Annotated in this window: 18 protein-coding genes and 1 riboswitch; of the genes, 10 read left to right on the top strand and 8 right to left on the bottom strand. The window is 64.6% G+C overall.

Annotation, left to right across the window (positions count from 1 at the left end; all coding sequences use genetic code 11):
• The first annotated feature begins 43 nt into the window (after positions 1 to 43).
• Complete coding sequence (locus IB263_RS14910) at positions 44 to 1,774, top strand: amidohydrolase family protein (RefSeq protein ID WP_090296652.1); 1,731 nt, start codon at positions 44 to 46, stop codon at positions 1,772 to 1,774.
• 33 nt (positions 1,775 to 1,807) lie between these two features.
• Here the strand turns inward: IB263_RS14910 and IB263_RS14915 are convergent, their stop codons facing one another.
• From IB263_RS14915 to thiO, 4 genes are read right to left on the bottom strand one after another with little or no spacing between them, the layout of a single operon-like run.
• On the bottom strand, positions 1,808 to 2,413 hold the full coding sequence (locus IB263_RS14915; RefSeq protein WP_060529364.1) for a thiamine phosphate synthase: 606 nt from the start codon (positions 2,411 to 2,413) through the stop codon (positions 1,808 to 1,810).
• Positions 2,410 to 3,183 (bottom strand): thiazole synthase, encoded by a 774-nt coding sequence (locus IB263_RS14920; protein WP_034798452.1) that lies wholly within the window; start codon positions 3,181 to 3,183, stop codon positions 2,410 to 2,412. The genes IB263_RS14915 and IB263_RS14920 overlap by 4 nt, the downstream gene beginning before the upstream one ends.
• A gap of 3 nt (positions 3,184 to 3,186) precedes the next feature.
• A complete protein-coding gene (gene thiS, locus IB263_RS14925; protein ID WP_060583946.1) occupies positions 3,187 to 3,384 on the bottom strand; it encodes a sulfur carrier protein ThiS in 198 nt (65 codons plus the stop codon).
• Positions 3,381 to 4,352, bottom strand: a complete 972-nt coding sequence (thiO, locus tag IB263_RS14930) for a glycine oxidase ThiO (protein ID WP_192438655.1) — start codon at positions 4,350 to 4,352, stop codon at positions 3,381 to 3,383. The genes thiS and thiO overlap by 4 nt, the downstream gene beginning before the upstream one ends.
• Positions 4,353 to 4,513: 161 nt before the next feature.
• Positions 4,514 to 4,634: riboswitch (TPP riboswitch) on the bottom strand.
• Positions 4,635 to 5,059: 425 nt separating this feature from the next.
• Between thiO and bioB the strand changes: the two genes are divergently transcribed.
• From bioB to IB263_RS14955, 5 genes are read left to right on the top strand one after another with little or no spacing between them, the layout of a single operon-like run.
• On the top strand, positions 5,060 to 6,076 hold the full coding sequence (gene bioB / locus IB263_RS14935; protein WP_060521901.1) for a biotin synthase BioB: 1,017 nt from the start codon (positions 5,060 to 5,062) through the stop codon (positions 6,074 to 6,076).
• Positions 6,073 to 7,218, top strand: a complete 1,146-nt coding sequence (locus tag IB263_RS14940) for an 8-amino-7-oxononanoate synthase (protein WP_192438656.1) — start codon at positions 6,073 to 6,075, stop codon at positions 7,216 to 7,218. The genes bioB and IB263_RS14940 overlap by 4 nt, the downstream gene beginning before the upstream one ends.
• Entirely contained in the window at positions 7,215 to 7,853 is a 639-nt protein-coding gene (bioD, locus tag IB263_RS14945) for a dethiobiotin synthase (RefSeq protein ID WP_192438657.1), read from the top strand. The genes IB263_RS14940 and bioD overlap by 4 nt, the downstream gene beginning before the upstream one ends.
• Positions 7,850 to 9,118, top strand: coding sequence for an adenosylmethionine--8-amino-7-oxononanoate transaminase (locus IB263_RS14950; RefSeq protein WP_192438658.1), 1,269 nt, complete (start codon positions 7,850 to 7,852; stop codon positions 9,116 to 9,118). Before bioD ends, IB263_RS14950 begins: the two co-directional genes overlap by 4 nt.
• Positions 9,115 to 10,104, top strand: coding sequence for a beta-ketoacyl-ACP synthase III (locus IB263_RS14955; protein ID WP_192438659.1), 990 nt, complete (start codon positions 9,115 to 9,117; stop codon positions 10,102 to 10,104). The genes IB263_RS14950 and IB263_RS14955 overlap by 4 nt, the downstream gene beginning before the upstream one ends.
• A 51-nt stretch (positions 10,105 to 10,155) precedes the next feature.
• On the opposite strand, the gene IB263_RS14960 is transcribed toward IB263_RS14955, so the two are convergent.
• Positions 10,156 to 11,157, bottom strand: a complete 1,002-nt coding sequence (locus IB263_RS14960) for a LacI family DNA-binding transcriptional regulator (RefSeq protein ID WP_060521906.1) — start codon at positions 11,155 to 11,157, stop codon at positions 10,156 to 10,158.
• Between the two features lie 297 nt (positions 11,158 to 11,454).
• On the opposite strand from IB263_RS14960, the gene IB263_RS14965 reads away from it, so the two are divergent.
• The 4 genes from IB263_RS14965 to IB263_RS14980 all read left to right on the top strand — a co-directional run bounded on the left by IB263_RS14965 (position 11,455) and on the right by IB263_RS14980 (position 15,704).
• On the top strand, positions 11,455 to 12,387 hold the full coding sequence (locus IB263_RS14965) for a sugar ABC transporter substrate-binding protein (RefSeq protein ID WP_034798471.1): 933 nt from the start codon (positions 11,455 to 11,457) through the stop codon (positions 12,385 to 12,387).
• A 117-nt stretch (positions 12,388 to 12,504) separates the two neighbouring features.
• Positions 12,505 to 14,067: a sugar ABC transporter ATP-binding protein gene (locus IB263_RS14970; RefSeq protein WP_192438704.1), complete on the top strand. Its 1,563-nt coding sequence runs from the start codon at positions 12,505 to 12,507 to the stop codon at positions 14,065 to 14,067.
• A gap of 1 nt (position 14,068) precedes the next feature.
• Positions 14,069 to 15,082, top strand: coding sequence for an ABC transporter permease (locus tag IB263_RS14975; RefSeq protein WP_060521908.1), 1,014 nt, complete (start codon positions 14,069 to 14,071; stop codon positions 15,080 to 15,082).
• A gap of 145 nt (positions 15,083 to 15,227) precedes the next feature.
• Positions 15,228 to 15,704, top strand: a complete 477-nt coding sequence (locus tag IB263_RS14980) for an RbsD/FucU family protein (protein WP_060529374.1) — start codon at positions 15,228 to 15,230, stop codon at positions 15,702 to 15,704.
• An 18-nt stretch (positions 15,705 to 15,722) separates the two neighbouring features.
• Here the strand turns inward: IB263_RS14980 and IB263_RS14985 are convergent, their stop codons facing one another.
• From IB263_RS14985 to IB263_RS14995, 3 genes are read right to left on the bottom strand one after another with little or no spacing between them, the layout of a single operon-like run.
• Positions 15,723 to 16,769: a glutathione synthetase gene (locus tag IB263_RS14985; protein WP_060529375.1), complete on the bottom strand. Its 1,047-nt coding sequence runs from the start codon at positions 16,767 to 16,769 to the stop codon at positions 15,723 to 15,725.
• Between the two features lie 8 nt (positions 16,770 to 16,777).
• A complete protein-coding gene (locus IB263_RS14990) occupies positions 16,778 to 18,661 on the bottom strand; it encodes a flavohemoglobin expression-modulating QEGLA motif protein (protein WP_192438660.1) in 1,884 nt (627 codons plus the stop codon).
• The gene (locus IB263_RS14995; RefSeq protein ID WP_113135650.1) at positions 18,658 to 19,482 is read right to left on the bottom strand and encodes an N-formylglutamate amidohydrolase; all 825 of its coding nucleotides are present in this window, start codon (positions 19,480 to 19,482) and stop codon (positions 18,658 to 18,660) included. Before IB263_RS14995 ends, IB263_RS14990 begins: the two co-directional genes overlap by 4 nt.
• Positions 19,483 to 19,547 lie beyond the last annotated feature (65 nt).

Genomic DNA, 19,547 nt, shown 5'->3' on the forward strand with positions numbered 1-19,547 from the left:
ACGGCAAGTAAATATCTGTTCCACGCCGCTTGCGAACGGAGTAATGTTTGCCCGATTGTTCGAGGGGGTCTCGCAACAGGAGGGGATGATGGGGGTCGACTGGGCTGGTCCGGTCGCCGCCGTGACACGCCGCAATGTCTTGCGGTTGTTCTCGGCAGGCGTGATGGCAAATGTGCTTTCCGGGTGTCGACACGACTGGCCACCGGCCGCGGCCTGCGAGCTTCCCTACCCGATCGTCGACGTTCACTGCCATTTCTTCAACGCGGCCGATGTGCCCGTGGAAGGGCTGGTGCGCTATGTGGCGCTGCGGGAGAAACTGCCGGAAGCAAAACTCTCCGCCGATCCGCTGCAGTCGAAGCGTCTGGAAAACGCCCTGGTGGTCTTCCTCGTGACGGCGCTTGGCGACGTCGCGCCCAAGGCCAAGGCTGAGGACGCTATTCTCAAGAAGCGGGTGCCGCGCCCCTCCGACGCCGAGTTCGAGCGGCAGAAGGACGAGCAGTTGCGCATCGCCGTCAAGCAACTGGTCGCGCTAGCCGGCGAGCAGCGCGCATCGTTGACCGCACGAAGCGGCGCCGAAACGCCGGATTATCAAGGCCTGCTGGAACAGATCGGCGGCACCCCCGGCCTGCCGCAGGGCTTGCAGCGGCGCTCCGGCAGCGTGGAGGAGACGGATGTCGATGCCCTGGCGTCGGCCGCCAAGGCCCACGAACAGATCGGCAACTACCTTTCCTTCGTGCGCCTCATGCAGGACTACCGCGAAAACCTGGCGGAAACCTATGCCCGGATCTTCGCGTCGAAATGCCGGTTTTCCATGATCACGCCGAGCATCCTCGATTTCGAGAAGTCGATCGGCGGCAGGGCATCGCCGCAGCACGACCAGATCGACGTGATGGACGAGATCCAGCAGCTGGTGATCAAGCGGCACGGCATCCACATGCACAGCTTCGTCGGCTTCGATCCGCACCGGGAGGCGCAGAAGCGTGGCTCGTCGCTGGAAAACGTCCGCTACGCGATCATGGAAAAGGGCTTCATCGGCGTGAAGATCTACCCGCCGATGGGCTTCAAGGCATGGGGCAATGCGGATCCGGCGATCGATGCGGCGCTGAAGCGGCTCTACGACTGGTGCCGCGACAACAGCGTGCCGATCATGGCGCATGCGGAAAACAGCATCGGCGCCGGCTGCGGCTATGGCAATATGGCGAGCCCCGCCTACTGGAAGAAGCTGCTCGACACCAACCGTTACAATGACTTGCGGATCAATTTGGCGCATTTCGGCGCTTTCGATGAAGTCATTCGCCCAGGCGCACCGACGGGGGTCATGGTGTCCTGCGCCCAGGACAAATTCTCCGGTCCGCCGACCTGGGAGGACATCATTGGCAAGACGATCGGCCACGGGCGCCGGCCGAACCTGTTTGCCGACCTGAGCTACCTGAGCGAGCTCGTCACCGACAACACGCCCGGGCTGCATGAAAAAATCCGCGCGCTGCTCGACAAATGGCTGCGGGACTACGATCCCGATGCGCGCCATCTGATGTTCGGCACCGACTGGTCGATGATGGCGCTGGAGAAGGACTACAACGCCTACGTCCCGCGGATCGCCCAGCAACTGAAGGAGGCCAATGTCAGCGAGGAGGACCAGCAGAACATCTTCTGGAAGAACGCCTCCCGTTACCTCGGCCTCGACCGGCCGGGGCCGACCCGCCAGCGGCTCGCCACCTATTGTCGCAAGCGTGGCCTGGACGCCTCCTGGCTCTCGCAGCTGGAGATCGCCTGACCGCGAAACTGCTACCCGCGGTCCGGCACGTGCCTATCGCCACGGCGCGGTTCTGGCGATCCATTCGCGCGTCCGGCCTTCCGGGTCGGCGTTGCGGGTGATGTCGGTAACGACGGCGGCGATGTCGGCGCCGTGCTCGAAGACGCCGGCGATCCGCTCGACGTTGAGGCCGCCGATGGCGACCAGCGGCAGCAACCCGACACGGTTCCGCCAGGCGGCAAGGCGCGGCAGTCCCTGCGGCGCCCACTTCATAGCCTTGAGAATGGTCGGGTAAACCGGTCCGAGCGCGACATAGTCGGGCTTGGCAGCAAGTGCTGTCTCCAGTTCCGTCTCGTCATGGGTGCTGAGTCCGAGCTTCAGGCCGGCGGCGCGGATTGCAGTAAGGTCGGCCTCCGCCAGGTCCTCCTGGCCGAGATGGACGAAGTCGCAGCCTTCCGCGATCGCCAGTTGCCAGTAGTCGTTGACGATGAGCTGGCAGCCCTGCTCGTCGCAAACGGCCTTGGCCGCGCGGATCTCGCGGCGGATCTCCGCTTCCGTACGATCCTTGACGCGTAGCTGCACCAGCTTGACGCCGAGCGGCACCAGCCGCTCGATCCAATCCGCGCTGTCGACGATGAGATAGAAGGGGTCAAGTTTCACGCAAACACCGCCTTTCCGATGACGGGGGTGGAAGGGACGGCAAAATCGCGCGGTTCGAGCATGCCCGCCTCGAAGGCCTGCCGGCCGGCATCGATCGCGCCCGCGAACGCAGCGGCCATCAGCGCGGGCTTGGCGGCGCCGGCTACAGCGGTGTTGAGCAGGACGGCATCGAAGCCGAACTCCATCACCCTCGTTGCGTGCGAGGGCCGGCCGATGCCGGCATCGACGATCAGCGGCACATCGGGAAAGTTGGCCCGCATTGCCCTGAGCGCCTGGATGTTTTGCGGCCCCATGGCGCTGCCGATCGGCGCGCACCAGGGCATCAGCACCTTGCAGCCGGCTTCCACGAGCCGTTCGGCAACCACGAGATCATCCGTGGTGTAGGGAAAGACTTCGAACCCTTCGGCCGAGAGGATGCGCGCCGCCTCGACCAGCCCGAAGACATCGGGCTGCAGCGTATCGTGGTGGCCGATCACTTCGAGTTTCAGCCAGTTGGTGCCGAAGACCTCGCGCGCCATCTTGGCCGTCAGCACCGCCTCTGACACCGAGTGGCAGCCGGCGGTGTTCGGCAGCACGTGCACGCCGAGCGCCCGGATCAGTTCGAAGAAGGCGCCGCCCTGGCGGCCTCCGGCGGTTTCGCGCCGGAGCGAGACCGTGACGACCTCAGTGCCTGACGATCGCACCGCATCTTCCAGAACGGCGGGGGAGGGGTAGCGGGCGGTGCCGAGCAGCAACCGTGAGCGCAGGTCCTGTCCATAAAGCGTCAGCATGTCTCAGCCTCCTTTCATCGGCGAGAGAATTTCGATTCGGTCCCTGTCGCTGAGCGCATGACCCGAACGGTCGGCCCGGTGCACCAGTTCGCCGTTGACGGCGGTGGCGAGCCAGTCGCCTTCGAAATCAAGGGCGGCCAGAAGCTCGGCGAGGGTGGTGACGGCGAGGTCGTGATCCTCGCCATTGACGGTCAGTCTCATGCGGCATCTCCCTTCAGGTCCTGCGCAAGCGCGAGGTCGGCTGCTTCCGCCGCCAGGGCCGGTGAAAGCAGGAAGCCATGGCGGTAAAGTCCGTTGATCGTGATGGTCTGCCCGGTGCGCAGGGCGCGCGGCAGGTTGTTGGCGAAGGCGGGGCGGACGCCGGCGCCGGTTTCGAAGAGGCGCGCTTCGCCGAAGGCCGGATGCAGCGCATAGGCGGCGTTCAGCAGTTCCATGAGGGAGCGGGCGGTGATCGGTCCGCCGTCATCCGTCTCGATCATCGTCGCCCCGCACATGAAGAGGCCGCCGCCGCGCGGCACGATGTAGAGCGGGATGCGGGGATGAATGAGCCTGACCGGCCGCGACAGCTCCACGTCGCTTGTCTGCAGGTAGAGCATTTCACCGCGCACGCCCCGCAGGCCCGGCGTTTCGCCGACGCGTGCCGCGCCGGCGCAGTCGGCGACGAGATCGTGGTGGCCATCGTCGCTCGTCTCATCGAGGAATGTGACGCCGTGATCGACAAGCTTCTGCCGCAACCGGCTCAGCGCCCGGCGCGGGTCGAGATGCGCCTCACCGGGAAAAAACAGCGCCTCGCGGAAACGTCCGGCAAGCGCCGGTTCCAGCCGTTCGATCGCGGCGGCGTCGAGCCATTCGAAGCCGGAGGTGCGTGAGGCAAAGCGCTTGAGTTCGCCCGCATCCCGTGGCGGGGCGACGACAAGCGTGCCGTTTCGGGAAACCTCGCCTGGCAGGGCGTCGTCCCACCAGTCGATGGCGCCGATGCCCTTCGTCAGCACCACCTCTTCGGCGCTTTCGCGTTCGCACCAGGGTGCCAGCATGCCGCCGGCAAACCAGGAGGCCGCGCCGGCAAAGCCTGGCTTTTGCTCGACAACCGTCACCGCGACACCGCGGGCGCTAAGTTCATGCGCCAGACAGAGCCCTGCGACGCCGGCACCTTTGACGAGGATCCGCATGGCTCAGTGTTCCCGCGAGGCGTGGGCGGGCCGTCGTGAGGGAAGCGGGATGGTGTTGGCGGTGTGCATGCCGAGGCTCCGATTGTGGAGACCCAGTTCACGAGCGAAGGAAGGGGAAGGACGCCTTGCCGTTGAATGGTCGCGTGAACGCGACGTTTGCGGCAGCGATGTCTGCACCGTCCCTACGCCAGTATGAACTGGATCAGGTTCAACGGGTCACTGCGCCGCGCAAACCGCATAGCAGAATCTCAGCCCCTTGGCGGGACACCCCTGGTGAATGCTCCAAGCTGACCGTTCGGGGCGGTTTTTGTCAAGAGCCAGCATTCGTGTGCTATGTGATCTCATCTGCCGAAAAAATTATCTATAATTTTTCGACAAGAAAGCGGAAGCGTTGGCGGCGTGATGAAAGGAGGTAGGGCAACCGGGTGGAGCGGGTCGAAAAACACCGGAGAAGCCCAGCCGCGTCCTTGTTTCTCGGGTGCGGTACGCCCGATTTCGGAAATGGGAGCTGCGACCGATTGATTGGTGATTGTTGCCCCGTCTCGGCGGTTTCCAGATTCACTCACGGTCAAAAATACAACCATAAGGGTATGTTCTAACAGAAACTCTCCATCTGGGTGCTTGCGAACTTTGTTGGTCGATAAAATTATAGATAATATCAGATTCTATCTATTTCGCGTTTGCAATGACCTGGAGGACGAGCCGAAATGCTGGACGGAACCCTATCAACTGGCGCTAATTTTACCCCGGGTGACGCGGGCGAATCCCGCTGGACCCAAGCGGAAGCCGAAAAAATCTATAATTTGCCGTTCAACGATTTGCTCTACCGCGCACACACGGTCCATCGTGCGCAGTTCGATCCCAACGCCATCCAGATGAGCCGGCTGCTCTCGATCAAGACCGGAGGCTGCGCCGAGGATTGCGGCTATTGCAGCCAGTCCGCCCACTATCCGACCGGGCTCAAGGCATCGAAGCTGATGGAGGTCGAGCGTGTGCTTGCCGAGGCGCGACAGGCGCGCGACGGCGGTGCGACGCGCTATTGCATGGGGGCCGCCTGGCGCAGCCCGAAGGACCGCGACATGGACGCGATCGTCGCCATGATCGGCGGTGTGCGGGCTCTTGGCATGGAAACCTGCATGACGCTCGGGATGCTGACGCCGGACCAGTCCGCACGGCTCGCCGAGGCCGGGCTCGACTACTACAACCACAATGTCGATACCTCCGAACGCTTCTACGGCGAGATCATCACCACCCGCAGCTTTGCCGACCGGCTGGAGACGCTCGCGAATGTCCGCGACGCCGGCATCAAGGTCTGCGCCGGTGGCATTCTCGGCATGGGCGAAACCGCCGACGACCGGATCTCCATGCTGGTGACGCTCGCCAATCTGCCGGTGCCGCCCGAAAGCGTGCCGATCAACATGCTGATCCCGATCCCGGGCTCGAAGCTGGCCGATGCAGCGCCCGTCGATCCGATCGATTTCGTCCGCACCATCGCGCTTGCCCGCATCCTGATGCCGCTATCGCATGTCCGGCTTTCGGCCGGCCGGACCGACATGAGCGACGAGACGCAGGCGCTCTGTTTCTTCGCCGGCGCCAATTCGATCTTTGTCGGCGAAACCCTGCTGACCGCCGACAATCCCGGCGAGGACCATGATGCGGCGCTCTTCCGACGCCTGGGGTTGAAGCCGATGGCTCCGGCGGCAAGGCAGGATGCGGCCGAATGACCCTGGGTCTGTTTGCGCGCTATGAGAAGACGCTGGAGGGCCTTGATCGCAAGGGCCGCCGGCGCGCACTTGCCCCCGCTGGCGGCCTGGACTTCACCTCGAACGACTACCTGGCGCTCGCCGCTTCGACGCGGCTGAAGGCGGCGATAACGAGTGCCATCGCGCGCGGCGTGCCGGTCGGCTCCGGCGGCTCACGGCTGTTGCGCGGCAATCACGAAGAACACGAGGCGCTTGAGGCGGAAGCGGCCACCTTCTTCGGCGCGGAACGAATGCTCTTCTTCGGCAGCGGCTATGCCGCCAATGCTGCCCTGTTTTCGACGCTGCCGCAGCGCGACGACCTCATCGTCCACGATGCCCTGATCCATGCGAGCGCCCATGAAGGCATCGCTGCGAGCAAGGCCGATTCGGTTGCGGCAGCGCACAACGATATCGACGCCTTTGCCGATGCGATCGGCCAATGGCGCCGCGCCGGCGGCACAGGGCGCCCGTGGATTGCCGTCGAAAGCCTCTATTCGATGGATGGCGATCGGGCGCCGTTCGCCGACCTCTTAGCGCTTGCCGCGCAGCATGACGGCTTTCTCGTCATCGACGAGGCGCACGCGACCGGCGTCTTCGGGCCGGAAGGTCGCGGTCTCGCGGCTGAGCTGGAGGACCGGGAGAACGTCGTCATGCTGCATACTTGCGGCAAGGCGCTCGGTGTTTCCGGCGCACTGGTCGGAGCAAGCGCCGTGCTTTGCGATTATCTCGTCAACCGCGCCCGCAATTTCATCTATTCGACCGCGCCCTCGCCACTCATCGCGGCCGCGGTGCGTGAAGCGCTCGCCGCCCTCGTCGACGAGCCGGAACGCCGCGCCGCATTCGACGGCCTCAGGTCTTTCGCCAACCGGGCGCTCGCCGAGGTGCTCGGCATCGAAGGCAGCGGCTCGCAGATCCTGCCCATCCCGATCGGTGATAACGGCCGAGCGGTCCGCATCGCCGCCCGCATGCGGGCCGAGGGTTACGATGTCAGGGCAATTCGCCCGCCGACGGTGCCGGAAGGCACCGCGCGTCTTCGGATCGCCATCACCCTCAATGTCGACCGGGCCGCAATCGTGCAGATGCTGCAGCAGTTGAAGATCACGATCGCGAAGGAGCGGCCATGAAAACCCGTATCGTAGTCACCGGTACCGATACCGGCATCGGCAAGACCATCTTTTCCGCGGCGCTTACCGATGCGCTCGACGGTTGCTACTGGAAGCCTGTGCAGTCAGGGCTCGACGAAGAAACCGACAGCGAGACCGTCGCCCGGCTCGGTCGGTTGTCGTCTGACCGCGTCCTGCCCGAAGCCTACAGGCTCGCAACACCGGCGTCGCCGCACCTGTCAGCACGGATCGACGGCGTCACCATCGACCCGGAGCATCTTTCCCCGCAGGCGGTGGAACGACCGCTGGTGATCGAAGGCGCAGGCGGGCTTTTGGTGCCGCTGACGGAGCACACGGTCTTTGCGGATGTCTTTGCGCGCTGGCTGATCCCGGTGGTTGTCTGCGCTTGCACCGGGCTCGGCACGATCAACCACACCCTCTTGTCGCTCGAAGCGCTGCGCCGCCGCGCAATTCCCGTTCTCGGCGTCGCCTTCATTGGCGACGCGCAGGAGGACAGCGAAGCGATCATCACGCGCCTTGGCGGGGTGCGCCGGCTCGGGCGGCTGCCGCGGCTCGACCCGCTGACGCCCGACCGCCTGCGCCACGCCTTCGCCGAGAATTTCAACATCGCCGATTTTCGAGGGATGCCGGCATGAAGAGCTCCGCCGTCTGGTATCCCTTCACCCAGCATGCCCTCGAACCGGCGATGCGCCGCATCGTCGGCACCGAAGGAGCGTATCTCGTCGACGAAGATGGCGCGTCGATCCTCGATGCGATTTCGTCCTGGTGGGTTATCACCCACGGCCACCGTCACCCCACGATCATGGAGGCGATCCGCAGGGCTACGGAGACCTACGACCAGATCATCTTCGCCGAATATACTCACGCACCGGCGGAAGACCTGGCGCGCGGGCTGATCGAGATCGCACCGCCCGGGCTCGCCCATGTGTTTTATTCCGATAGCGGTTCGACTGCGGTCGAGGTCGCGTTGAAGATGGCGCTCGGGTTCTTCCACAACAGCGGCCAGCCGCGGAGCCGGATCTGTGTGCTGGAGCATGGCTATCACGGCGACACGATCGGCACGATGTCGGCCGGCGAAAGAGGCGTCTTCAATGCCGCCTACGCGCCGCTGCTCTTCGCCGTCGATCGCCTGCCCTTTCCGGAGCCGGGCCGGGAGCAGGCAACGCTCGACGCCTTCGAACAGGCTTGCGCTTCCGGCGAGGTTGCCGCCCTGTTGATCGAGCCCCTGCTGCTTGGCGCCGGTGGCATGAAGACCTATCCGGCTTCCGTGCTGTCCGAGCTGAAACGCATTGCCGAACGGCATGGCAGCCTGCTGATCGCCGACGAGGTGATGACCGGTTGGGGGCGGACGGGCAGCCTGTTTGCCTGCGAGCAGGCCGGGATCGCGCCCGATATTCTCTGCACCTCGAAGGGGCTGACCGGCGGCGCGCTTCCTCTGGCCGCGACGCTTTGCACCTCGGAGATCTTCGAGGCGCATCTTTCGGCCGACCGACGCAAGACCTTCTTCCATTCGAGTTCCTACACGGCCAACCCGATCGCCTGTGCCGCGGCACTTGCCAATCTCGCCGTCTGGAGACAGGAGCCGGTGGGCGCGCGTATCGAAACCTTGGTCGCGCGCCAGCGTCGACATCTGGCGCGTTTCGCCGATGATCCTCGCTTCGGCGACGTTCGCCAAATCGGCACCATTACAGCCCTCGACCTCCCGGTGCCGTCCGGCGGCTATCTCGCCGAGGTCGGCCCGCAGCTCAGGGCGTTTTTCCGCAAGCGTGGTTTGCTGATCCGTCCGCTCGGCAACGTCATCTACCTGATGCCGCCCTATTGCGTCACCGATGCCGATCTCGGGCGGGCCTATGACGCGATCGACGAGGCGGCGTCGCTCTTCGGGGCAGGGCGGCTATGAGGCTTGTTCGCTCATCCCGGATCGTCGGTTTCGGCCATGCGGTGCCGGAGCGGCGTGTCGCCAACGGCGAAATCGAGACGACGCTCGGGCTTGAGCCCGGCTGGATCGAGCGCCGCACCGGCATTCGCGAGCGACGCTGGGCCGCGCCTGAAGACACGCTGTCGGGGCTTGCGGCAAAGGCGGGTGCAATGGCGCTCGAGGATGCCCGCACCCCGGCCGGCAATATCGCCCTGGTCCTGCTTGCGACCTCGACGCCCGATCACTTGCTGCCGCCTTCAGCACCCCTGCTCGCCCATCGTCTCGGCCTTTCCAACGCTGGTGCGATCGACCTTGCCGGCGCCTGCTCGGGTTTCCTCTACGCGCTGACGCTTGCCGATGGTTTCGCGCGGGCTCAGGGAAAGCCGGTGCTGGTGGTGGCGGCCAACATCTTGAGCCGCAGGATCAATCTGGCCGAGCGGGCGAGCGCCGTGCTCTTTGCCGATGCGGCCGGCGCCGTCGTCGTCGCGCCGTCCGATGATCCGCAAACCGGCCTCGTCGGCACCGACCTCGCCGCCGACGGCAGTCGCTACGATCTGATCTCGATTGCCGCCGGCGGCAGCAACAGGCCGTTTTCCGCCGACACCAGGCCCGAGGATCTGCTGATGACAATGCGTGGCGGGCGCGAGATGTTCGCGCAGGCGGTGGAGATGATGACGGCCTGTGCCGTGAACGCCATGGGCGCCGCCGGCTGCGTGGCCCCGGACATCAGCCGCTTCGTGCCGCATCAGGCCAATGCCCGCATTTTCGACGCCGTCTGCGATCGTCTCGGCATCGCGCCGTCGAAAACGGTGCGCACGATCTCGGACTACGGCAATTCGTCGGCCGCGACCATCCCGCTGTCGCTATCGCTGGCGCACCGAGAAAAACCCTTCGTCTCCGGCGAAAAGCTGTTGCTGACGGCGGCCGGCGCGGGGCTTGCGGGAGGGGCGGCAGTGCTCGCGATCTGATGACGCGTCGACGGCAGCCACGCCGCGTAACCTGGGGCGCGCGCCGTGATGTCAGGGTGTTGAGGGCGCGGCGCAAGAGCCGCGTTTCATCAGCATTGGCTGCAGCTTGTATTCCTCCTGCAGCGCATGGCTGCCGAGCACGCCTTCGAGTGCCAGCCGGGCGATCTCGTCGATCGGCTGGCGAATGGTGGTGAGCCGCGGCAGCACCAGCGAAGCCAGAGGAATGTCGTCGAAGCCGACGATCGAAAGGTCGTTCGGGACCCGAAGCCCCATGTCGTCGGCGGCGCGCAGCAAGCCGATTGCCTGCTGGTCGCTGGCGGTGGCGATCGCCGTCGGGCGACTTGCTACGGGTTGCGTCAGCAGCTGCTTACCAAGTTCTTCACCTGAGCGGTAGTCGAAGTGCCCCTCGACGATCTGCGGCGGAACGTAGTCGCCTGGGTGGCTTTTCCGGAATTCCTCGAGCCGTTGAACGAAACCGCCGCGGCGCTCGCCGGAGACTTCGGTCGTGCCCGGACCGCTGATATAGCCAAGCCGACGATGGCCGAGCGAAAGCAGGTGGTCCGCGGCGAGATAACCGCCCTGACGATTGTCGACGGAGACGAGCGCATGGCCGCTCAAGGGCCGGTCGACGGTCACCGTGCGCGTGCGCGACGCCAATCCATCGGCGAGGCTGTTGCTGACGGGAACGAGGATCAGCCCGGCCGGCAACCGTCCGAGCAGGGTTTCAATTTGCTGCTTCTCGGCGTCCGGGTCGTCATGGGTGTTGGCAAGCAGCACCGAGTAGCCTTCGGCGGAAGCCAACATCTCCACCTGTTTGGCAAGCTCGGCAAAGAAGGGGTTGGTGATGTCAGGCACGACGAGGCCGATAATGTCGGTCTTGGCGAGCCGGAGGCTGCGACCGAGAATGTTCGGTCGGTAGCCGATCGCGTCGATCGTTGCTTCGACCTTCGCCCTGATGTCCTCGCTCACCGTCTTGTTCTTGGCAAGCACACGCGAAACCGTGCCGACGGACACCCCGGCGCGCTGGGCAACATCCTTGATCGTCGGGTTCAAACGGTCGGCTCCCTATCACGTTCGCTGCATCGATCAGGAGGGAAAAATCATGCAACGGATCAGAGTCTTACGCCAACGACCGCGGGTCCGCCCGACGGCAGCTGGCCTTCCTCTTAGATCAGAGAATGCCGCGGACCGGTAGCGGCTTCCAGCACAAATTTCTTGGTGATGAAACGTTTCATATTGACAGCGATACCGCCTTTCTATCTTCTAAAGGTCGAAGCGGGCCACGCATGCTCATGTGATGAAACGTTTCATTGATGGTTGGAGGACCATCTTTTCACCGGAGGAGAACCCATGAAATTTTCCCTGTATGCGTCTATCGTCGCACTTACCGTTGCCACCGCATTGCCGACACTTGCCATGGCTGCCGATAAACCCGTCGTCGGCCTCGTCATGAAGTCGCTTGCAAACGACTTCTTCAAGAACATGCTGGAAGGCGCCGAAGCACATGCGCAGAAGCGTGGCGACTACGAGCTTAAAGCCATCGGCATGCAGAACGAGACCGATTTCGAGAGCCAGCTGAATGGCGTCGAGAACTTCATTACCCAGGGCGTCGATGCGATCGTGATTGCGCCGGCCGACTCCCGCGCCATGGTCGCGCCGCTGAAGAAGGCGATGGATGCGGGTATTGTCGTCATCAATTTCGACGTTTCGCTCGACGAGCAGGCAAAGAAGGATGCCGGCGTCGATCTGGCCTTCGTCGGCCCTGACAATCGAGGCGGCGCCAAGATGGTCGGTGATGCGCTCGCCAAGGATCTCGGCGCCGGCGGTAAGGTCGTGATCCTCGAGGGCAATCCGGGCGCCGACAATGCAGCGCAGCGCAAGCTCGGCTTCGAGGATGCGATCGCGGCAGGCAAGCTCGATCTTCTCGATTCTCGGACGGCGCATTGGGAAACGGAAGAGGCCAATTCCGTCTTCTCGACCATGCTGACGGCGCATCCCGATATCCAGGGTGTGCTCGCCGCCAACGATTCCATGGCGATCGGTGTCGTCAAGGCGCTCGACGCGGCTGGCCGAAACGACATCAAGGTCGTCGGCTTCGACAATGTGCCGGCGGTAGCCCCCATGCTGAAGGACGGCAAGCTTTTGGCGACAGTCGACCAGTTCGGTTCGCAGATGGCGGCGAACGCAATCGACAAGGCGCTCGAAGTCGTGGCCGGCGGGCCCAAGCTCGAAGGTTGGGTGAAGACCGACATCGAGCTTGTGACCAAGGACAACGTGAAATAGCTCTGAGACCACGCGTGCGTACCGGGCGCTGCCCGGTGCGCTTCGGCAAGGACAGCATCCGCCGCAGGCCAATGGTTTGCGTGCGCAATTGCTGCGTTTCAAAAGGGCCAGGTCATGATGAACACGCAAACCGTGCAGGCGGAAGCGGCTGGCGTTTCGATGCCGCCGGTTCTGGAACTGCACGATGTTAAGAAGGCCTTCGGGGGTACCAAGGCACTGAACGGCGTCAGCCTCTCCATTCAGCCGGGCGAAGTGCACGGCCTCATCGGCGAAAACGGTGCCGGCAAATCGACTTTGATCAAGGTTCTCTGCGGTATCGTCCGTCCGGACGAGGGCGCAATCAATCTTGCAGGCCGGGCCTATGCGCCGGCCACGCCCCGGGAGGCCAAGGCCAACGGTCTCCAGGTGGTGCACCAGGAATTCAACCTTCTGCCCCATCTGTCGGTGGCGGAGAACATCTTCATCGAGCACCTGCCGCGCAATGCGTTCGGCGTCGTCAGACGGCAGGAGATGCATGCCGGCGCACGGGCCGCACTCGATGCCATCGGCCTCAGCGACATCGACGTGCGCTGGCCGGTCGCGCGCCTCGGCATCGCCCACCGACAGTTGGTCGAGGTGGCGCGCGCGCTGATGACGGAAAGCCGTATTCTCATCCTCGACGAGCCGACGGCGACGCTGACGTCGCGCGAAACCGAGCGGCTGTTCAAGATAGTCAGCGACCTTCGCCGTCGCGGCGTCTCGATCGTTTTCGTGTCGCATCATCTCGACGAGGTCTTCCGCATCTGCGATCGGGTGACGGTGCTGCGCAACGGCGAGACGGTGTTCTCGCGGCCGATCGTCGAGACCAATCAGGACGAACTTGTGCGCGCCATGGTGGGCCGCAAGCTGCAGCAGCAGATGGCGAGCGAAGTGGTCTCGTTTGCTCGGCCGGCACAGGCGTTGTCGCTTGCCCGGTTTCGCCCGCCGCAATCGCCGCATGCCGAGGGCATTTCACTGCACCTGCACAAGGGCGAAATCCTGGGGATCGCCGGGCTTGTCGGCTCCGGCCGCACCGAGCTTCTGCGGGCGATCGCGGCCGCTCAACGGCCGCTCTCCGGCGAGCTCTTCCTTGAGGGGAAGCGCGCCTCCTTCCGCTCGCCGCGCGAGGCGATCAATGCCGGTATCGGCTTCGTGACCGAGGACCGGAAGGAGGAAGGCCTGATCCTCAACATGCCGATTTCGGCCAATGTCACGCTCGCGTCCCTCTCGGACGTCTCGCGTGCCGGCATCCTTGAGAGGAAGGCGGAAATCGAAGTGACGGAACGGCTCGGTGCCGAGCTCAAGCTGAAATATGGCGGACCCGGCAAGAATGCCGCGACGCTCTCGGGCGGCAACCAGCAGAAGGTGGTGCTCGCCAAATGGCTGGCGCGCAATCCGAAGGTACTGCTGCTCGACGAGCCGACACGCGGCGTCGACGTCGGCGCCAAGGCCGAGATTTATGCCCTGATCCGCCAGTTCGCCGAACGTGGCTTGGCGCTGTTGATCGTCTCGTCGGAGCTGCCGGAACTGATGACCCTGTCGGACCGTATCCTCGTGATGTCGCAGCACCGTGTCGTCGGCGAGCTGTCGCGGCCGGAATTCTCCGAAGAACGTATTCTGCAATTTGCCTACCAGGGCGAGCAGCAACAGGCGAGGCAGTAAGATGCAAGCACTCGAAAAGACACAAGCCGGCGAAACCGTCCATGCCCGCCAGCTGCCGGGCTGGTCGCCAAAGGTGCTCCTGCGCGATGCCGGCATCGGCTTGGCGCTCCTGCTTTTGATCCTCTTCTTCTCGGTCTCGACCGAGCACTTCCTGACGGCCAACAACATCTCCAACATCCTGACGCAGATCACCATCAACCTGATCCTCGCCGTCGGCATGACCTTCGTCATCCTGATCGGCGGCATTGATCTTTCCGTCGGCTCGATGCTGGCCTTCTGCGCCGTCGTCGGCGGCACGGTGTTGACGATTCCCGATCTCTCGGTGTTCCAGGCCGTGGCGCTGGCAACGCTCGCCGCTGTCGGCACCGGCGTCGTCTGTGGCTTCCTGAATGGCTGGATCAGCGCCTTCTGGGGGCTGCCCTCCTTCATCGTCACGCTTGGCATGCTGAACATCGCCCGCGGTGCCGCGCTGCAGGTGACGGACGCACGCACGATCTATTCGTTTCCGCCGAGCTTCAACGCCTTCGGCTCGCAGATGATCTTCGGCATCCCCGTCGTCTTCCTGATCGCGCTGCTGCTCGTCGCGATCGCCTGGTTCGTACTGTCAAAGACGGTGTTCGGCCGGCTGCTCTATGGCATCGGCAACAACGAGGAGGCCGTGCGTCTCGCCGGCCATTCGCTGATGTTCTACAAAGTGGCGGCCTTCACGATTGCCGGTGCGCTCGTCGGCATCGCCGCCATGGTCTACATGGCCCGCCTTAACATCGCGAGCCCGATCATCGGCATCGGCTTCGAGCTGAACGCGATCGCCGCCGTCATCATCGGTGGCACCAGCCTCAACGGCGGCCGCGGCACGGTGATCGGCACCCTGCTCGGTGCCTGCATCACTGGGGTGCTTGCCAACGGCCTCATCCTGTTCGGGCTCAGCGATTTCATGCGGCAGATGATCACCGGTGTCGTCATCATCCTCGCGGTGATCATCGACAAGTATCGCGAGCGGCTGACCGGTATCTAAGACCGGGAGCCACGTGCGGACGGATCGCAGCCCGCCGCAACCGACGAAACGCGGTGAAGGACAAGGTGGTCGGGTCGATAGACCCGCCCCGGGGGATCTCTGCGGCCTGGTTTTCACGCAGAAGCAAATGGAGAAGGTTAGGCCGATGCTCAAGAACATCGATCCGGCGCTGAACGCCGACGTGCTGCATGCACTGCGCTCAATGGGACATGGAGACCGGATCGCGATCGTTGACGCGAATTTTCCCGCCGACACGATCGCCCGCCACACCCGGCTCGGCCTACCGCTGCACATCGCGAATGTCTCGGCCGCGCGTGCCGTGCGCGCCATTCTTTCCGTCATGCCGCTCGACACGCCGCTGCAGCCTTCGGCGGCGCGGCTGACGCCGGACGGGGAGGCGGGCGAACTGCCGGAGGTCCAGCGCGAGGTGCAGGCCGAGCTCGTGCGTGCGGATGGTATTCTTTCGAAGATGTATGCGATCGAGCGTTTCGCCTTCCACGAGGAAGCGAAGCGCGCCTATTGTATCATCGTGACGGGCGAGGCGCGCCGCTTCGGCAGCTTCCTCTTCACCAAGGGCGTGGTGCCGCCGGCCAGCCACTGGCACGAGGCCGTCGCCGGGTGAGAGCCACCTTGGCCGCCATCAAAGGGTCGCAAGCTCCCGATTGGAAAGCACGCCATCATTGGCCCGCCTTATCTCGACCTTCCGTTCGAGCTCGGCGACGATGTCTTCGCTGAAATCGATCGAGGTCAGCTCGGCGATCTCGGGCAGGGCGCCGGGCGTGAAGACATTGACCTCCACCAGCTTGTCGCCGACGACGTCGAGGCCGACCAGGAACATGCCGTCGCGCACCAGTTTGGGGCGCATCTCTTCGGCGACGGCAAGCATCGCCGGGGTGACGACGGCCGCGGCGGGCCGGCCGTTGACATGCATGTTGGAGCGCAACTCGCCTTCCGCCGGAACGCGCCGCACGGCGGCATAGGTGTCGCCACGCTTGAGCGGTCGGCCGTTCATCAGGAACAGGCGGACATCGCCCTCCGTCGCCGCCGGCAGGTACTCCTGCGCGATCACATAGCCCATCTCGCTGACGGCCTCGAAGATCTGGTTGAGGTTCGTCTCATGGCTGGAGCCGACCTTGAAGACGTTCTTGCCGCCGGAGCCCTGCAGCGGCTTCAGGATGACGCCTTCGGGATGGGCGTCGAGGAAGGACCGGACCTCCTCCATGTGTTTCGTGATCAGCGTGGTTGGACGGACGACCTCGGGAAAACCCTGCAGATAGAGCTTGTTCTGTGCTGCCGCCAATCCGTCCGGGTCGTTGACGACGATCGCACCGCGCTCGGCGGCGAGCCGCCCGAAGATGATGCCGGCCTGGGTCGCCCAGGGACGCGTTGCGGCATCCTCCGAGGGGTCGTTGCGCAGAAAGAGGATCTGGATATCCGTAATGTCCAGGACCTCGCGCCGCGTCGCATCACCCCGCAGTGCCGCAATGAAGGTTTCAGCCTTGCGCGGCTTTGCGGTTCCGAGAGAAAGCGCATGGACGATCAGGCGGCCGTCGGGTGTTAGAACGAAATCGCCTGGCGTGAGGTAGACGATCTCATGGCCGCGGGCGAGGGCGGCGAGTGCCAGCGACGTCGTCGCATAGAACGTCTCTTCGCCCTCGATGGAGTTGACGAGAAAGGCAATGCGCATTCGGTTTCCTACTCTGAGATCAAGTCGAGCGGGGACAGTCCCCTTTGGGCTCGCTGAAGTCGGTCGCGCGCTTTGACCTCATCGAGAAAGATAGGGCGGAGCGCCGCGGTACCAAGGAGGCCGCGCAGGCTGAGTTCTTGGATCGCGCCGAAATGCGAGGCGGCGATCTTGCCCATCCAGAACGGTTCGAGAGTGCCGCCGCCGGCGAGGTGATCGAGAAGCTGCAAGAGGCCGCGCAGGTAGATCGCGTCCTTGACCAGCCCGCCGCCGCGATAGATGCGCAGCGTGATGTTGAAGGCCTCGGTGGCCGCAAAGCCGTGACCGTCGACGAGCAGCCGGTAGGTCTGCGGAAAGGGTGCGCCGTCGAGCATGGCGGCGCAGCCGACGACCCGTGCCGCCAGCACGCGCAGCCGGTCTATCGTCATGCCGGCGCTCAGATATTCGGCAAAGACCGCGAGCCCCTCCTGCATGCCTTCGTAACCGGCCAGTCCGGAGCGAAGGATCCGCAGCCCCTGGGCCGAACCGTTGAAATAGGTCAGCAGATGCACGCCAATCTCGTGGTTGAGCAGCGCCTCGACGCGATCGGCGTCGAGCGCGGAACTCCTGGCGATCAAAAGCTGGCCGCGCGAAACGAGCAAGCCAGCCGGCAGGTCGTCGCGAATGTCGACGGAGGCGGAAAAATCGGCCGACTGGCGCCGATAGGCCGATATCATCGCCTGGGCGCGCTCCCTTATGTACTCGCAATCGCGCCTGTCTGCGGCCGAAGACCGTGCATTGCGGTCGGGTGCAGTGCGCGCCAGGATTTCGGCGGCGGCGTCATGAAGCGTGGCTTCCACCGGGCCATAGAGGGCGCGACCGAACTCGACGAAGGTGCGCGTCTCCCGCGCCGAGATCATCGACAGCTGCAGATCGACCTCCTGCTGCTTTTCCCGGTAGAGGGCGTAGAGCAGCGGATCTTCGAGATGTTCGAAGTTGAGGGAGAAGAGCTTCCGCTTGGCCGTCTCGATCTGCAGCGTCAGCGGCCGGTAGTAGAGGCGCGGACTCTTGGAGAAGCCGCCCGAAGCGAATTCCGCCCAAGCGGCTTCGGCGTTGATTGGCGTCACCGCCAGAAGGAAGTCGAAGCTGGAGGCAATCTCGTCGATGCCGCGGTCGGCGCGCACGACGGCATCGACGAAGGCCTTTCGGCCGAAGGCGCGGTGCGTCGGCAGCCGAAAACTGACCGATTTTGCGCGGGCGAAAGCAGCAACGGCTCTCAGCCCCGCGTCGAAGATGCTCGCGACCAGCCGCTCGCGCAGTTGCGGATAGATGCGGCGCGTTCCCGGCTCGCAGTAGATCGGCGCGAAGCGCACCGTCAGGTGTGGGTAGTCGAGCGCAAGCGCCTTTCGGCCTGTCGCCGTCGCCGCTGGGCGCTCGACGAGCGTCACATGCGGCGTGCGGAATTTTCCTTCGATCGTTGCCGCCGTCTCGATCAAGGCCTTGGCGGCGACCTGCTCGGCGGCACGCGCGCCGGCGACCACCTCGATCAAAAAGGGCGGCAGGAAGGGCGCGTCCTTGGCCGGCGGTTCATCGCTTTCGAGCTCGCCGAATTCGAGCACGATGAAAAGGCCGAGTCGCTGTTCGATTACGCGCCCGACACGTTCGATGATTGCGGCGGCGGTATCGATGTCGGGCGCCAGTAGATAGGCGGCGTTCGCCTGGGCGATGTCGCGCGCCACCGGCTGTTGGTGCTCGGCGGCGATGTGCACACAGAGGAAGGGAACGAGGCGGTCGATGTGCAGCCGTCCGCCCTCGCCGAAATCGCGCCGCACGGCGCGGCCATCCGTCAGCCGGCCGATGGCTTCGTCGAGCCAGGCCGGGGCCGGACTTACGGGCGTCGCTTTCTCCTCCGTCATCGCTGCCTCGCCAACGTTTCTGTCAGGATCGGGACGAGGGAAGAGACCAGTGCCCGCAGAGAACGAAGCGCCCGGATATCCGGCTTGCCGGTCCATTCGTCCATGAAGGTCTTCTTGAACTCGATCGCGATCGCGCAGCCGGTCTCGGGAAAATGCTCGTGAATGAAGCGCGTCTGCTCTCCGCGTCCTTGGAAGGCGACGTTCTCGCGTACATCCACCGGCCGGCCGTCGATAGAGGCGGTGCCGAGCGCCGACATCAGCGTATCGATGACGCCGGCCCATCTGGGCCGATCCATCGAGGAGGTCCCGATGTTGATTTCCGGGGCTTCGTCGGGAGCCGCAGGCGCGGCGTCCGGTCCCTGTCGCCGGTGGTTGTAGCTGTGCATGTCGAGCACGATGAAGCGACCGTGGCGGCGCTCGATCGCCGTCAGCATCGAATGCAGCATGGCATAGTACTCGTCATGGACGGCGAGGGACGCCTCGATCATCTCGACGGGCGGATGTTCCCGCCAGACGGAAAGGCCCCAGGCTTGCGCCGGCTGAAGATAGACCGCGCCCGTGCGGGCACGGTTGAGGTCGACCTCGAAGCGGGACCTATGGACGACGATGCGGTTGGCAAGATCGCGGATGACGAACTCGGTGAACGGATCCTCCTCGCGCAGCCGTTCCTCGTCCGTCAGGGCGGTGAGCGCGCGGGCGTCGCTGCGCATCGCGTGCCCGTTGTGGATCGCCGTGCCGACGATCGGCCCATCGCCGCGGTGTGCGGTCCACCAGGTGGTTTCGCTGGCTGAGCGGAACTGTTCCGTCGGCTCGCTTTGCATCTTCGCTCCCGCACTCCCTCGCTCTGGTCGCTACGGGGGTGCAACTCCCCGGTGGCCCGAAGGGT

The sequence above is a fragment of the Ensifer sp. ENS03 genome, from assembly GCF_014852035.1.
Classification (GTDB): Bacteria; Pseudomonadota; Alphaproteobacteria; order Rhizobiales; family Rhizobiaceae; genus Ensifer; species Ensifer adhaerens.